Origin of the sequence: Vibrio sp. F13, assembly GCF_020806305.2 — a bacterium.
GTDB classification, from domain to species: Bacteria; Pseudomonadota; Gammaproteobacteria; order Enterobacterales; family Vibrionaceae; genus Vibrio; species Vibrio crassostreae_C.
This window is the reverse complement of record NZ_CP170176.1, coordinates 287,187-300,279: the sequence shown is the minus strand read 5'-3', so window position 1 is coordinate 300,279 and position 13,093 is coordinate 287,187. Positions and strand designations below refer to the sequence as shown.

The following is a 13,093-nucleotide window of genomic DNA, read 5'->3' as shown; positions in this document are numbered from 1 at the left end:
GATATCTCACCCCGCTCCCTATTATTTAGTCTTTAATCTCTTCAAGAACAAAAGGTCTTTTATGACATTTACCGTAGAAAAAATCGGCGGTACATCAATGACAGCATTTGATGCTGTGCTCGACAATATTATTCTCCGCCCTCAAAATCCTTATAACCGAATCTTTGTTGTGTCCGCTTACAGCGGTATGACGGATGCATTGTTGGAATGTAAAAAAACAGGTAAGCCTGGTGTCTATCAATTGATAGCGATGCGTGACGATTCGTGGAAGGATGCTCTATCTTATATTGAACGCCGCATGCTATTGACCAATGAGCATATTTTTGCGGATCCAATGAATCGTATGAGAGCAGATAAGTTCATCCGGTCTCGTATTTCAGAAGCCAAAAACTGTATTACTAACATTCTTGAAACGTGCCAATACGGACAGTTTTCACTGAGACATTATTTACCACAGATTAGAGAGTTTCTTTCTTCAATTGGAGAGTCACATAGTGCATACAACACGGCTCTTAAATTAAAAAACATTGGTATAAATTCGACCTTTGTTGACCTTTCTGGTTGGGACAACAAAACCCCTCAAAGTTTGGACGATACGATTAGAGAGGCTTTCTCTGACATTGATGTTACTGAGGAGCTTCCCATAGTAACTGGTTATGCGTATTGCAAAGAAGGTTTGATGCATACTTATGATCGTGGTTACAGTGAGATGACGTTTAGTCGTATCGCTACTATTACTGAGGCATCATTGGCGATCATCCATAAGGAGTATCACTTTAGTTCGGCTGACCCAAAAGTCGTTGGTGTAGGTTCGGTTAAACCGATTGGGGCAACTAATTATGATGTTGCCGATCAACTGGCTAACCTTGGTATGGAAGCTATTCACTCTAATGCGGCTGCTGGGTTACGAGAAAGTGGCATAGAACTGCAAATCAAAAACACCTTCGAGCCAGAACATGAGGGAACACTGATTTCTTCTGATTACCGACCAGACACGAATCACATTGAGATCATTGCCGGAAAACAGAAGGTATATGCGTTACATGTTTTTGACCAGGGAATGGTCGGTAAGGCGGACAATGTTAGTTATGAGTTAATGGAGATTATCGCAGATGCTAGAGTGAACCTTATTGGTAAAGAGATGAACGCCAATTCTATTACCTATTATCTAGGTGGTAGCACCGAGAGTTTAAACAAGGTGTCTTATAAGGCTGAGAAACGTTACCCTCAGGCATCTATTTCAGGTCGAATGGTCGCTATAATCTCAGCGATCGGTTCTCAAATTGATACCAATAAAACGCTCGCTAATGGTGTATTGGCTTTGATGAACCATAGTGTTACGCCTATTGCATTACATTCGTCTATGAGAAACGTAAATGTGCAATTTGTTGTGAGTGATGACAAGTATCAACAAGCGATTTGCGCGTTGCATGAAGAATTCTTTGACCAAGATAAAAGAACCGAGACATCGGTGAATGCAGCATAAAATTTAACAGTGGAGGGCTCACCCTCCACTGTTAAATTTTCATGGAAAAGCAAAACATCAACTGCAAATTAACGATCGCCTGTATCTATTTTGATCACACAGCAACATCAGATATGAGTATTACTACTCTTGATACTTATCGAGCTTGTTATAAAGCGTTTTGATGCTGATTCCCAAGTCTTGTGCTGTTTCCTTTTTGTTGCCTTCATTTTCTTCGAGCGTATTGATAATCGCCGCTTTCTCAATCTTCTCAAGAGAAACACCCGCCGGAACCATATCCTCAACGGTAGTCCCTGTTTCTAAAGGAGGAGTATCAAAAATTAGGTGTTCATCTTTAATCGTCTCATCTGCCAATATAAAAGCTCTTTCAATACAGTGTTTTAATTCCCTGACATTCCCTGGCCATGCATGGGCTGATATTTTTTGAAGCGCTGATGTGAAAATGGTCTTCGCAGTGGTTTCATTTGCGTTGCGATGAGCAATAAAATGTTTTGCTAAGCCGACGATGTCGTCGCCTCTTTCACGCAATGGAGGGACATGTATGGGGAAGTGAGCCAACCTGAAATAGAGATCCTCTCTCAAAAACTGTTCTTCAATAGCGACTTGTGGATCTCGGTTTGTCGCTGCAATGACTCGAGTATTAGCGATACTCGTTGCATTACTGCCTACAGGGCGATATTCACCTGTTTCTAAAACTCGTAGTAATTTGACCTGGTGTTCAAGTGGCATTTCGGTGATTTCGTCGAGAAACAATGTGCCACCTTCTGCTTGCCTAAACACCCCTTGGTGTGTGCGATTCGCCCCTGTAAAAGCGCCTTTTTCATGACCAAATAATTCACTATCAACTAACTCAGGGCTGATAGCACCGCAGTTGATCGCAATAAAAGGTTGGTTTTTACGATCACTGGCAAGGTGAATCGTTTGTGCGACTAATTCTTTACCTGCCCCACTTTCGCCGACAATCAAAACATTGGTGTCAGTCTTCGCGACTCTTCTTAAAGTTCGATACAGCTTATGCATGGGCTTAGAAGAACCGACTAACATACCGAACTGGTCTAAATCGCTGGTGGACACTTTACGCCCTTCTTCCTGCTTCTGGAGGAAGTATTGACTGAAGTCTGCAAGGGTATCTTCCAATATTTGCATGTCGACGGGCTTTCTATAATGGAAGATTGCGCCATGGTTCATCATCATGTCTAAATTTTTGTTTGGCGTACCTGTACTGATAATAATCAAGTCCATTTCGTCCAACCCTGTTGCACTCGATAAGGACTTAAAATCATCGTTAGTAAATCGAGAGACTTCAACAATAGCAGTATCTGGTTGCAGTTGTTGTAGCTTGTCAATCCAATGAACATCCATAGTACTTTGAATTATTTCAAAGCTTGATAATTCATCTAGAGAGTTTATTTTAGACCGCAATAATTCATCTTTTAACTCTATAAAAAGTGTCGGTAATGACATGATTTAACTCTCTTTTTGTACGACAGAAAACGACCTTGATAATAACATAATGTCCTTCAAATACGAATCTATCATTTACTATACGCCACCTTTTAAATGTAGTTACAATATTACTGATAGTAGAAGTGGCTAATTAACAGTATTGATATTAATTATTCTAGGATCTCCATTGATGATAATTTTTACAAAATACTCGTGTAATTAATACACCTCCGATTATTTTACCAATGGTAAATTTTCAAAATTAAAGTGTAAATCCTTTATTTTCAGTCAGTTAAAAAGTTGGCATGCTGGTTGCAATTGTACAAGTGTCAGTTAACTAGAGGAGATAATTAATGAGAAATACTGCAAGTAAAATATTATTAGCTACTTTGATTGCAACTTCTTCATCAACTGTTTTTGCTAATAGCATGTGGGAAAAAGAAACTTTCGATGCGTGGATTGATGGAAAAGCAGAAACGACTTTATTACTGAATACTAATTTAAACTCATTTGACATCAACACCTACGTTAAAAATCGAGTGGTTACTTTAACTGGCTCGGTTAAAAATGAAACAGAGAAAGATTTGGCAGAAGAGTTAGTGCTAAGCCTAGATGACGTTAAGTCTGTAAAAAACGAACTTACAGTGATTGATGAAGACAAAGAAAAAACACCCGCAGCCGTACAAGCTTTGACTGATGCTCACATAAAGACACTGGTAATCACTCGTTTATTAATGAATACCAATGTTAGTGGTAGCGATATTCAAGTTGAAACCGAAAACAGTGTGGTTATCTTGAAAGGTTCAGTTTCATCAAGCAGTGAACACGACTTAGCTTTATCTATAGCAAATAATACCCCGAATGTAGAGAGAGTGGTGGATAAATTAAATATTATTTAACCTCTCTACAATTGGTAATTTATTAAAAATTGGGGAATAACGATGATTCGCTGGTCGCTAATATTTTTTATTGTCGCAATTATTGCCGCCCTATTGGGATTTAGTGGTATCGCTGGGGCTGCTGCGACAGTAGCAAAGATCATATTTTATATATTTGCAATATCACTACTGGTTTCAGTGGTAATTATGTTGCTGAATAAAAACAAACATTAGGAGTTTATATGAACATCAAATCGAACGCTTACCGTTTTTTAACTATTGTGGGTATTACATTTGCACTTGCGGCATGTAGTGATGAAGGTCCGATGGAACAAGCCGGGGAAAATGTAGATGAGGCTGTAGAGGATACTCAAAACGCAATAGAAGATAGCTGTGAAAATATTAAAGAGCATTTAGATGCGAAAGATGAAGATTGCTAGAACTGTCATCTAGAGTGCAATGAGATGCCAAAATCCTCATAAAAATAAACCAATGAAGTAGGAATTAGACATGAAAAATATATTTGATGTGCTCAAAGACAGTCATGAAAAGCAACGACTTTTGATGGATGCGTTACTCCAAACTTCGGGAGACACACAAGCTAGGCAAGAACTCTATGTTAACCTTAAGGATGAGTTAACCAAGCATGCGATTGCAGAAGAGCGCCATTTTTATGCACCTTTGATCGAGAGTGATCAATCCATTGACATGACTAGACATGGAATCGCTGAACATCATGGAATCGACAAAATACTCGCTCAACTCGATGATACAGAGATGTCTTCACCAGCTTGGCTTGTTTTAATGAAAACATTAAAAGATAAGGTTGAACATCATTTAGAAGAAGAAGAGCAGCGTTTTTTTCAAACCGCAGGTCGAGTCTTAGATACTGAACAAAAAGAAACATTAGCTCGTAAATATGAAAAAGAGGTTGCTTGAATCACGAAGTAATCAAATTCTTTAAATAAGTATAAAACTGCTTTGTTATCAAGCTAAGGGCTCATTCTTGAGCCCTTCTTTTATTTAATTTAGAGATAGATAAATTTACGGATAAATATATTTAAATTCACGGATAAATTAAGGCGTAACATGTTTATTATTAAATATTATATGCTTCTTGCTATAGCTTGTTTTTTTGCTGCTGCTCTTATACCACAGCTAATAATCCGTGGTGTTTTTGCCTGGTGTAGTTTGTCGATGTTCATCGTTAGTGTTGCCTACATCTTCGATATGCCGTCAATATTTAGGAAGACTAGCGATGGGAAAATAGTGTGGTGGATTAGATGGATCTTCATTCCATTCTTCTTAGGTGTTCGACTGTACAATGCATGGGCAATTAAAAGAGATAAAGTTGAACCAATACAGAAGGTTGGAAAAGGTTTATATGTATCTCGTCGTTTGTTCCCTTCAGATTTATCGTTCTTAGAATCTCAAAACATCCATTGTATTGTAGATGTTACAGCTGAGTTTTCTGGTTTAGAAAGTGCAATGACCGGTGATCAATTTCGCTATTTAAACACCCCGGTTCTTGATCATAAAGTCCCTAAAATGCATAAGCTTAAACATGCTATAAATTGGATCGATACCCAAATCCATCAATCTAGATCGGTTGTTGTGCATTGTGCTCTCGGTCGAGGACGTTCTGTCTTTGTCGTAGCTGCCTATCTTTTAGCAAAAAATCCGTCACTTACTGTAGAGCAGGTCTTGAAAAGTATTAACGACGTGCGAAGTACAGCCCAATTGAACCATCTACAACTAAAAACACTTCAAGCAATCAGTGATAAAGGTTTGCTCACTCTTGGCCATAAAGCTTGCCTTATTGCCAACCCTGTTGCAGGTGGTGGTAAATGGTTGGCGAATGAACAACAGGTTATTCGTGAACTTACGAGAAAGTATAGTTTAGATATTTTTCTTACTAGCCAAGAAGTATCAGCAGAAATATTAGCTAAGCAGGCCAAAGACCGGAATACTGCGCATATTATCGTTGCAGGTGGCGATGGGACGGTTAGTGAAGTCGCAAGGCAAGTTAGGAAGACTGATACACAACTCGGGATTATACCTTTGGGTACCGCGAACGCTCTATGTCATATGCTTTATGGATTGACCTCGAAAATATCGCCTGTTGAAAAAGCGTGTGAGGCTATTTTATCTGGCAACTCAAAAAGAATCGATCTGGCGTTCTGTAATCAACAACCAATATTACTGCTTCTTGGTATTGGGTTTGAAGAACAGATGATCGATTACGCACATCGAGAACAAAAAAATGAAAAAGGGCAATTCGCGTATTTGACTGGGTTCTTCAATGCAGTAATCACCGACGATAATCAACACTTTCAAATTTCAATCGATGACCAACCATCACAAAGTATGAAACTACAAAGTTTGGTCGTGGCGAACTCTTCCCCTTTTAGTACTGTGCTTGCTCAAGGGGGACAGCCTCCTAGGCCGGATGATGGGAAGCTGCATATTACCTATTTGGAAAACACAAATTCACTTAGTAAACGAGCTATCGCTCTATCTGATCTGTTGTTATCGAGTCTCGGAGCGAAAGAACAAGCTAGTTACTTTACTTATGCTTCGGCACAGCTCGTTAAAATTGATTCTGACCGACCTATTTCATACGTGATTGATGGAGAGACGTATTTGGCTGATTCACTGGAGATAAGTATTGATAAGCAAGCCTTAACGGTTTGTATTCCATGAATGTATTGAATAATCCGCATATTGAATAAGAAGGAGACACCATGGAAATGAATCTCTCTTTTAACTTAGAGAAGTTTCAGCATCTGATAGAGGGTAAGTTAGAGCATTGGTTAGTTGAAGCAATTAAACTTATCCCTAACCTGATTGTTGCTTTTGTTACGTTTCTTATTTTTATCTTTGTTGCCAACATAAGCGGCAAGTTGTTTAAAAGATTGAGCAATAGAGTTGTCGACTCTCAAGAAGTCATTAACTTACTGGCTTCTATTGTTAAGGTTACCATTGTTACTATTGGATTTTTTGTCGCGTTAGATTTTGTTGGGCTCCAAGGTACGGTTACATCGTTGCTTGCCGGTGCCGGTATTCTAGGTTTAGCTATCGGTTTTGCTTTTCAAGATATGACTGAGAACCTCATTTCAGGTATTACAATGAGTATTCGTAAACCTTTTAAAATTGGCGATGTTGTTGGTTCCAACGATGTCATGGGTACCATAGTCAAAATAAACTTACGAAATACACTGGTTGAAACGTTCTCTGGTCAACACGTCATGATTCCCAATAAGATGGTTTTCCGAAATATTTTGACGAACTACAGTCGAAAAGGACGAAGAAGGGTCGAGATCCCTGTGGGGATTTCCTACGCAGACTGTCCCAAAAGAGCCGCTGAGGTGATAACCAAAGCGATAAACCAAAAGTCTTATGTTAGTCGGAAAGAAGATACGACGGTTTACGCTTCAAGCTTTTCTGATAGTAGCGTTAACTTATTGGTTTGGTTTTGGATTGAGTACCCAGGAGGTTTTGGTTATATGGACGCAAAGCACGACGGTATTATAGCGGTTAAAGAGTCATTATCAGAGGCTGGAATGACAATACCGTTTCCGATTAGAACACTTGATTTTGATCCCAAAGGCGGTAAAAGTCTGTCTAGAATGATGACTGGGGCTGTCGATGACGCTTCCTAGAATAACATAGCGGTCCCTCTCGTAAAAAAGCGTCAAGGCAATATGCCTCGACGCTTTTTATTTTGAGTGATGTCAGAATTAGATCAGAATTAAACCTAGATTATTCCCACTGTTTAATGATTGTGTTGTAGGCTTTGATTCTCTTCTCAAGTTAATTAATCGTATCTATTTTAGATGGGTTATATCTGTTACAAATGCTTTGCTATCTCATCATTTTCAACTTGCAACGCCGCAACCCAATAGGAGAAAAAAGCAGACATATGTTGATTGTTAAACTTTCTAATAGTGTTTTTGAGGTAAGAAATTAGGCTTAAATTACTCTGGTACATATCGTTATAACTAACAATTAACGCAGGGGGCTGACTCAATATGTCATTGTCATTAACTTCATTGTTAATGCAGAACTTGGTGTTTACTTCGTTTATTAATGAACGTTCAACTTTTATAAATCGATTTGCAGCTCTTGCAATGTTCCCATGTGCTTTCTGTTCAATTAGGTCAACACATGAGAAGTAGTGATCTTTCAATGTACATAGTATTTTTTCTATGCCTTTATAGTGAATTACCTCAAGGGGATCATTGTCCTTTTTAAACAACATATCATTACTCCTTTTTATCTCAGTAGTATTTATAATTTCAGTTGATTTATAATAATTAAAATAAGCCTTTTCTTTGATTCTGATTTCCAACCATCATTCGCTAATAACTAATTCTGACGCATGTTGTGTATTTGGTCTCGACATGATTCCATTTCATTTTTTACCACTTTTAATCTTCTTCTCCCTTCTAAATCAGGGTTAGTTTCTAGCAGTGATTCAATGTCGGAAATGATCTTTGTCTCGACACCTTCTAGGTGCTTTAAATAGAGCTCTTGATTGTTTTTACCTTTTGTATCTTCCGCTTCAATACAGCGCTCTCTGGCATTTATCGTATAACTAGCGGGTATCTGTTCTTGATGTATTTTTGAGTAGTAAGTTAAAGATTGTAACTTTAACTCTACACATTTCTTTACCGTGTAGATATCAAAAAGATTTTTTGCCATCTTTTCACTTCTTATGTTGGATATCGCTTTTTCGTAAATAATATTTCCACTTTTTATCAGGTTAACAATAGATAATATACTTTGGTTTCTCATGAATCCTCATTTGGTTCTAAGCTGTATTTGGTTTATTGCATTTTTTATGCCAATTAATAACCCTATATTCAGCTTGTTTCGTCTAAGGTTTTACTTTGTTTTTGTAAAAAATACATTAATAGATGTTTTCTAGTGAAATTATTACATTGATTAATGCCATTTATTAATGATATGGGAGCTTATCTTCAATTATTCTGGTACTTGTGAAAGTTGGCACGATGCTAGCATTGATTATTAAAGTAGCTAGAGATTAATAGTATTAATATTATTCTCTGGCTTATGATAATCAAATAAGGAGAAAACTTATGCCAAAGTCAAACGCTAAAAATTCAGAAGCCAAACAACAAATTGAAGAAACTTATGAAAAAGCTGAAGAGGCCGCAGTAGAAGTTATCGAAAATGTGAAAGAGGCGGTCCATGAAACTCTCGAGGCCAGCTCTGAAAGTGTGAAGAACACGTCTGAGAAAGCGGAAAACATCATTAAAGAGCGTCCATTATTGAGTGTTGGCTGTGCGTTTCTCGCTGGTTGGGCTGTCTCGAAGTTAATCAAATAGCCATATATCAACATCGCAATTGAGAGAGCACCGTTATGCAGGTAAATAGTCAAAATGATCCAGTAAACTCTGCCAATGATAAATCGAGCGATCGTAAGGTGGATGATCTTAAACGTTCTGCTTCTGAGTTAAATGGATTGTGGAAAGACTTAGCTATATTACAGACACATACCCAGCAATGGTCTCAATCGACCTTAGAGCTTTTCTTATTGGAGTTTCGCAATAGTGTTGATGCATTTAAAAAGCGTCTTGTGTTTCAGCTCCTCTTTGTTGCGTTGTTACCGCTGTTTCTTTTTAGTATCGCCGTCGGTGCTGGAGTAGTGATCTACTACTTCACTTTGAATCTGTTAGCGGGTTACGGCGCGTTTATATTCACACTCGGTTTGATTCTAATATGCTTGGTACTTCGTTCTAGTTACTTAAAGCAATTTATAGGTTTTGAATGTACGAAAGAGCAATTGAAGGAGGGGTTACATGTCAGCACTCAAGAATCGACAAAGACAGATTCAAATGAAAAGACTTGAGGGGAGAAGTAGAGCTCGTCAAGTTGCACTTTGTATGGGACTTATTCGTCACAAAGGAAAAGAGTTTGTTCACAAGTACCCCTTGTATGCTCTTGGCATCACAGGCCTTGGTGTTGTAATTTTGAATCGAACTCATCGTTTTAAATCGTCTGTTTTTGGTTATAAACAGCTATCGCTAATACTTAATTTACTTAAGTAACCATCATTTTTAATTCAAGTTAGTGTTGGCTGACGGTATCGAGTGCCTGATTCAAATTGACGAAGCCTCAAAAACAAAACCTCCTACTCATAGGAATAAAATGACATCAAAAAAATACAGTATTCTTAGACAACGAAGTGTGTTGCAAACTAGTTTTATGCTCCTTGCTGTTCTCATGATGTCTATTTTTACATTACATATCGCCAAGCCATTTTTGTTGCCAATCATCTTTGGTGCTTTTATTTCTTTGCTATGTAGCCCTCTAGTTAACTACCTTACTCGCTTCGGTATCCCTCGAGTCATTAACGTAATGGCTGTACTTATTGGTTTTATTGGCTTTGTTGTGATTAGTTTGAATATGTTGAGTGAGCCCGCTCAGCAATGGTGGTCAAAATTACCAATGTTGGTTGAGAATGTATCTAATGAAGTGAGTGAGGTTACTCAAAACAGTCGCTTAACTGACGCCACCGGGTTCTCCATGAGTAGTACTGTTACCAATGATGGGCTTACCAATAACACGGCTTTTTCCATTATAGAATCAGTGCTTACGACAACACCAACCATTGTTACTCAGTTGTTGGTTGCGTTTCTTATGGCGTATTTCATGATGAATTACGGTCGAAAAATTTATTCTCAAAGCTTATCTCTTTTTGAATGCTTTTCAGATAAGCGTAGGGCTGTTGAATTGGTTAAAGTTGTTCAAAAGGATTTGTCTCGTTACATAGGCGCCATCACCATCATTAATGTTTGCTTAGGACTCACTGTTGGCTTTGCTTTTTATATGATGGGATTGCAAGACCCTTTCCTTTGGGGCGCTTTTGCAGGCTTAATGAATTTTATCCCCTATCTTGGCCCGATGGTTTCAGTTACGTGCTTTGCTTTAGTCTCTTTTATACAGTTTGAGTCGTTTAGCTACGCATTGACGGTCGCTGCGATCTTCCTGGCGATTAATTTGATAGAAAGCCAATTGGTTACTCCTACATTACTGGGGAAAAGGTTTAGTCTCAATCCGCTGATTTTATTTGTATGGCTTGTATTTTGGGGTTGGCTATGGGGCTCTATGGGAATGCTAGTAGGGGTCCCATTACTTGTCTGTGTGAATGTATTTTTTGAACAGTTAAGACATCCAAGGTTGAATGCTCATAAAGGTCAGTAGAGCAGAAGTAAGCCTTGATAACCACTCAGCGTCACTTCTTTCTGTGAGTGTTAGTTCTGTTGCTTTATGACTCCTTTTTGGACAGCTGGCTGAGGTTAAACTCTGTGTGAGATCAAACTAGTATCGCTATAGGCTTCAAAAGCAATAGTTGCTGGTTCTATTTCACTTAGAAAGGTTAAGAGTCGGTTGCGACGAAGCGCCTCCACCTCACAACGGTTATGTGCGATAGCATAGAAGCAATGTTTACCTAGGTCGATACCTAAAGTATGGATAGAAGATATTTGGTTCACCTCACTCTGAGAGCCGACTCTAAGCTTAAGGGCTTGAGAGTGAGGCGGATCATATAATTAAGCCTCACCAAAGTGCTGTGGCTTTATTGTTAGAAATTAAACAGGCTCTGTTTACCTGAATGACATAGACTAGTGATTCACCTGCTCAACAATCTCGCGTGTTAGGCGTGCGATCTCGTCCCACTCCCCGTTTATAACCAGCTTCTTGTCCACCATCCATGTACCACCGCAAGCTAATACTTGAGGCACTGCTAAGTAGTTATCGATGTTTGATGGCGTGATACCGCCTGTAGGCATGAGTCGAATATCGCCGTATGGGCCAACGAGCGATTTCACCATGCTGATGCCGCCAGATGCTTCTGCTGGGAAGAACTTCAAGGTTGTTAGGCCCATCTCTAATGCCGCTTCAACGGTGCTTGGATTGTTCACACCTGGAATGATATCGATGCCGATCTCTTGGCATGCTTTAACTGTGTTCGGATTAAAGCCCGGTGAAACCACAAACGTTGCGCCCGCTTCTTTTGCTGCGAGTGCTTGCTCACGGTTCAAGATGGTGCCCGCGCCGATCAGCATGTCAGGCTGAGCTTCTCGAAGCAGTCGGATAGCTTCAACAGCGGCGTCTGAACGGAACGTAATTTCAGCGGCGGGAAGCCCATTCTCAGCCAATACTTTGCCTAGAGGGATAATATCCTCTGCGTTATCAATGGCGATAACAGGGATAACTTTAAGTGCGTTTAGCTGTTCGTTAATTGTAGACATGTGTACTTCTTAATATCAGTTTGAAAGAGTGTCGGTGATGGATTTTGGGATGATTGCGCCATTATGTTGAATCACCAATCTGGCTAATGCATTACCTTGATGGCAGGCTTCTTCAATAGAACCTCCAGCGAGATAGCAAGATAAGAAACCGCCGTTAAAAGAGTCGCCAGCAGAGGTGCTATCAACCACAGTCTCGACAGGTGTCGTTGTGATTTTTACTGGCTCATTTGCGGGGTTTTCGCTGATCAAGCAGCCTTCAGCACCAAGCTTGACAACAACGGTTTTGACACCGAGCGTATGCAGCCTTGTTATGGTGTCTTGTGGCGTTTGATCGCTCCACAACAGTTGTTCATCATCGAATGTGACTAGGGCTATATCGGTCGTTTTATAGCCTAATAGATAGCATTCTTTAGTTGCGGCCTCTGAGCTCCACAACTTTGGTCGGTAGTTACTATCAAAGGCGATGGTAACGCCACGTTCACGCAGGCCTTCAATGATAGTGAGCAACTTTAGCTGATCGCTGTGTGGCAGTATCGCGAGGGAAATGCCACTCAGAAACACCATATCAACATCGTGAAGTTGGTTGGCTATCTTATCGAAATCGGGGTGCTGTACCATGTAGCGAGCCGCCGAATCGTTGCGCCAGTATAGGAAGGTGCGCTCACCAACATCGTCGAGTTGAATGAGATAGAGCCCGGGTGAACGCTGCTCGTCAATAAGCACGAAGTCGGTTGATAGTCCTTCATCTTGCCATCGGTTAAGCATCTCTTGGCTGATAGCGTCAGAGCCAAGCGCCGAGACATAGCTAGTTCGCATCGCTGGATTCGCAGTGTTATTGCAGTTCATGGGGTTGCTAACCGCAGCGCTGCGGTTCAAGTAGATTGCCGCGTTTAATGTGTCTCCACCATAGCTTTGATGCATGTCGCCAAATGGAGCCCCATTCAGTTCAATCATGCACTCACCGATGATTGCGATGTGGGTCATAATATAGCCTTAGAAAGGAA

Annotated in this window: 16 protein-coding genes; 11 read left to right on the top strand and 5 right to left on the bottom strand. The window is 39.7% G+C overall.

Features of this window, described 5'->3' with window-relative positions; all coding sequences use genetic code 11:
* The first annotated feature begins 61 nt into the window (after nucleotides 1–61).
* Nucleotides 62–1,486, top strand: a complete 1,425-nt coding sequence (locus LMH68_RS16335; protein WP_010431966.1) for an aspartate kinase — start codon at nucleotides 62–64, stop codon at nucleotides 1,484–1,486.
* Between the two features lie 123 nt (nucleotides 1,487–1,609).
* Here LMH68_RS16335 and LMH68_RS16330 read toward each other — a convergent pair whose 3' ends face one another.
* Complete coding sequence (locus LMH68_RS16330) at nucleotides 1,610–2,950, bottom strand: sigma-54 interaction domain-containing protein (RefSeq protein WP_010431963.1); 1,341 nt, start codon at nucleotides 2,948–2,950, stop codon at nucleotides 1,610–1,612.
* A gap of 335 nt (nucleotides 2,951–3,285) precedes the next feature.
* Here LMH68_RS16330 and LMH68_RS16325 point away from each other — a divergent pair, with 335 nt between their 5' ends.
* From LMH68_RS16325 to LMH68_RS16300, 6 genes are all read left to right on the top strand, one after another.
* Nucleotides 3,286–3,831, top strand: coding sequence for a BON domain-containing protein (locus LMH68_RS16325; RefSeq protein ID WP_017065851.1), 546 nt, complete (start codon nucleotides 3,286–3,288; stop codon nucleotides 3,829–3,831).
* Between the two features lie 42 nt (nucleotides 3,832–3,873).
* Complete coding sequence (locus LMH68_RS16320) at nucleotides 3,874–4,044, top strand: DUF1328 domain-containing protein (RefSeq protein WP_010431958.1); 171 nt, start codon at nucleotides 3,874–3,876, stop codon at nucleotides 4,042–4,044.
* An 8-nt stretch (nucleotides 4,045–4,052) separates the two neighbouring features.
* Nucleotides 4,053–4,250: a hypothetical protein gene (locus tag LMH68_RS16315; protein WP_010431955.1), complete on the top strand. Its 198-nt coding sequence runs from the start codon at nucleotides 4,053–4,055 to the stop codon at nucleotides 4,248–4,250.
* A 70-nt stretch (nucleotides 4,251–4,320) separates the two neighbouring features.
* Nucleotides 4,321–4,749: a hemerythrin domain-containing protein gene (locus tag LMH68_RS16310; RefSeq protein WP_010431952.1), complete on the top strand. Its 429-nt coding sequence runs from the start codon at nucleotides 4,321–4,323 to the stop codon at nucleotides 4,747–4,749.
* Between the two features lie 150 nt (nucleotides 4,750–4,899).
* Complete coding sequence (locus tag LMH68_RS16305) at nucleotides 4,900–6,513, top strand: diacylglycerol kinase family protein (protein ID WP_017065852.1); 1,614 nt, start codon at nucleotides 4,900–4,902, stop codon at nucleotides 6,511–6,513.
* A gap of 41 nt (nucleotides 6,514–6,554) precedes the next feature.
* Nucleotides 6,555–7,472, top strand: a complete 918-nt coding sequence (locus tag LMH68_RS16300) for a mechanosensitive ion channel family protein (RefSeq protein WP_016797856.1) — start codon at nucleotides 6,555–6,557, stop codon at nucleotides 7,470–7,472.
* A gap of 188 nt (nucleotides 7,473–7,660) precedes the next feature.
* On the opposite strand, the gene LMH68_RS16295 is transcribed toward LMH68_RS16300, so the two are convergent.
* Both LMH68_RS16295 and LMH68_RS16290 read right to left on the bottom strand, forming a co-directional pair.
* Nucleotides 7,661–8,071 carry a hypothetical protein gene (locus tag LMH68_RS16295; RefSeq protein ID WP_010431943.1) on the bottom strand — a complete coding sequence of 137 codons (411 nt, stop codon included), beginning with the start codon at nucleotides 8,069–8,071 and terminating at the stop codon, nucleotides 7,661–7,663.
* 107 nt (nucleotides 8,072–8,178) lie between these two features.
* Nucleotides 8,179–8,607 (bottom strand): DUF2383 domain-containing protein, encoded by a 429-nt coding sequence (locus LMH68_RS16290; RefSeq protein ID WP_229647612.1) that lies wholly within the window; start codon nucleotides 8,605–8,607, stop codon nucleotides 8,179–8,181.
* Between the two features lie 305 nt (nucleotides 8,608–8,912).
* Here LMH68_RS16290 and LMH68_RS16285 point away from each other — a divergent pair, with 305 nt between their 5' ends.
* The 4 genes from LMH68_RS16285 (at nucleotide 8,913) to LMH68_RS16270 (ending at nucleotide 11,040) form a co-directional block, all read left to right on the top strand.
* Entirely contained in the window at nucleotides 8,913–9,161 is a 249-nt protein-coding gene (locus tag LMH68_RS16285; protein WP_010431939.1) for a hypothetical protein, read from the top strand.
* 35 nt (nucleotides 9,162–9,196) lie between these two features.
* Nucleotides 9,197–9,685: a hypothetical protein gene (locus LMH68_RS16280; protein ID WP_010431936.1), complete on the top strand. Its 489-nt coding sequence runs from the start codon at nucleotides 9,197–9,199 to the stop codon at nucleotides 9,683–9,685.
* Nucleotides 9,672–9,884: a hypothetical protein gene (locus LMH68_RS16275; protein ID WP_016795981.1), complete on the top strand. Its 213-nt coding sequence runs from the start codon at nucleotides 9,672–9,674 to the stop codon at nucleotides 9,882–9,884. Before LMH68_RS16280 ends, LMH68_RS16275 begins: the two co-directional genes overlap by 14 nt.
* A gap of 100 nt (nucleotides 9,885–9,984) precedes the next feature.
* Nucleotides 9,985–11,040, top strand: coding sequence for an AI-2E family transporter (locus LMH68_RS16270; protein ID WP_010431932.1), 1,056 nt, complete (start codon nucleotides 9,985–9,987; stop codon nucleotides 11,038–11,040).
* Nucleotides 11,041–11,459: 419 nt separating this feature from the next.
* Here LMH68_RS16270 and LMH68_RS16265 read toward each other — a convergent pair whose 3' ends face one another.
* Both LMH68_RS16265 and LMH68_RS16260 read right to left on the bottom strand, forming a co-directional pair.
* On the bottom strand, nucleotides 11,460–12,089 hold the full coding sequence (locus tag LMH68_RS16265) for a bifunctional 4-hydroxy-2-oxoglutarate aldolase/2-dehydro-3-deoxy-phosphogluconate aldolase (RefSeq protein ID WP_229647613.1): 630 nt from the start codon (nucleotides 12,087–12,089) through the stop codon (nucleotides 11,460–11,462).
* 15 nt (nucleotides 12,090–12,104) lie between these two features.
* Nucleotides 12,105–13,073 (bottom strand): sugar kinase, encoded by a 969-nt coding sequence (locus LMH68_RS16260; protein ID WP_229647614.1) that lies wholly within the window; start codon nucleotides 13,071–13,073, stop codon nucleotides 12,105–12,107.
* Nucleotides 13,074–13,093 lie beyond the last annotated feature (20 nt).

Excerpts from the sequence above, each read along its gene's own strand:
- LMH68_RS16295 (WP_010431943.1), bottom strand. The coding sequence starts at position 8,071 with ATGTTGTTTAAAAAGGACAATGATCCCCTTGAGGTAATTCACTATAAA.
- LMH68_RS16325 (WP_017065851.1), top strand. The coding sequence starts at position 3,286 with ATGAGAAATACTGCAAGTAAAATATTATTAGCTACTTTGATTGCAACT.
- LMH68_RS16320 (WP_010431958.1), top strand. The coding sequence starts at position 3,874 with ATGATTCGCTGGTCGCTAATATTTTTTATTGTCGCAATTATTGCCGCC.
- LMH68_RS16310 (WP_010431952.1), top strand. The coding sequence starts at position 4,321 with ATGAAAAATATATTTGATGTGCTCAAAGACAGTCATGAAAAGCAACGA.
- LMH68_RS16280 (WP_010431936.1), top strand. The coding sequence starts at position 9,197 with ATGCAGGTAAATAGTCAAAATGATCCAGTAAACTCTGCCAATGATAAA.
- LMH68_RS16270 (WP_010431932.1), top strand. The coding sequence starts at position 9,985 with ATGACATCAAAAAAATACAGTATTCTTAGACAACGAAGTGTGTTGCAA.
- LMH68_RS16300 (WP_016797856.1), top strand. The coding sequence starts at position 6,555 with ATGGAAATGAATCTCTCTTTTAACTTAGAGAAGTTTCAGCATCTGATA.
- LMH68_RS16335 (WP_010431966.1), top strand. The coding sequence starts at position 62 with ATGACATTTACCGTAGAAAAAATCGGCGGTACATCAATGACAGCATTT.
- LMH68_RS16285 (WP_010431939.1), top strand. The coding sequence starts at position 8,913 with ATGCCAAAGTCAAACGCTAAAAATTCAGAAGCCAAACAACAAATTGAA.
- LMH68_RS16260 (WP_229647614.1), bottom strand. The coding sequence starts at position 13,073 with ATGACCCACATCGCAATCATCGGTGAGTGCATGATTGAACTGAATGGG.
- LMH68_RS16290 (WP_229647612.1), bottom strand. The coding sequence starts at position 8,607 with ATGAGAAACCAAAGTATATTATCTATTGTTAACCTGATAAAAAGTGGA.
- LMH68_RS16305 (WP_017065852.1), top strand. The coding sequence starts at position 4,900 with ATGTTTATTATTAAATATTATATGCTTCTTGCTATAGCTTGTTTTTTT.
- LMH68_RS16330 (WP_010431963.1), bottom strand. The coding sequence starts at position 2,950 with ATGTCATTACCGACACTTTTTATAGAGTTAAAAGATGAATTATTGCGG.
- LMH68_RS16265 (WP_229647613.1), bottom strand. The coding sequence starts at position 12,089 with ATGTCTACAATTAACGAACAGCTAAACGCACTTAAAGTTATCCCTGTT.
- LMH68_RS16315 (WP_010431955.1), top strand. The coding sequence starts at position 4,053 with ATGAACATCAAATCGAACGCTTACCGTTTTTTAACTATTGTGGGTATT.
- LMH68_RS16275 (WP_016795981.1), top strand. The coding sequence starts at position 9,672 with ATGAAAAGACTTGAGGGGAGAAGTAGAGCTCGTCAAGTTGCACTTTGT.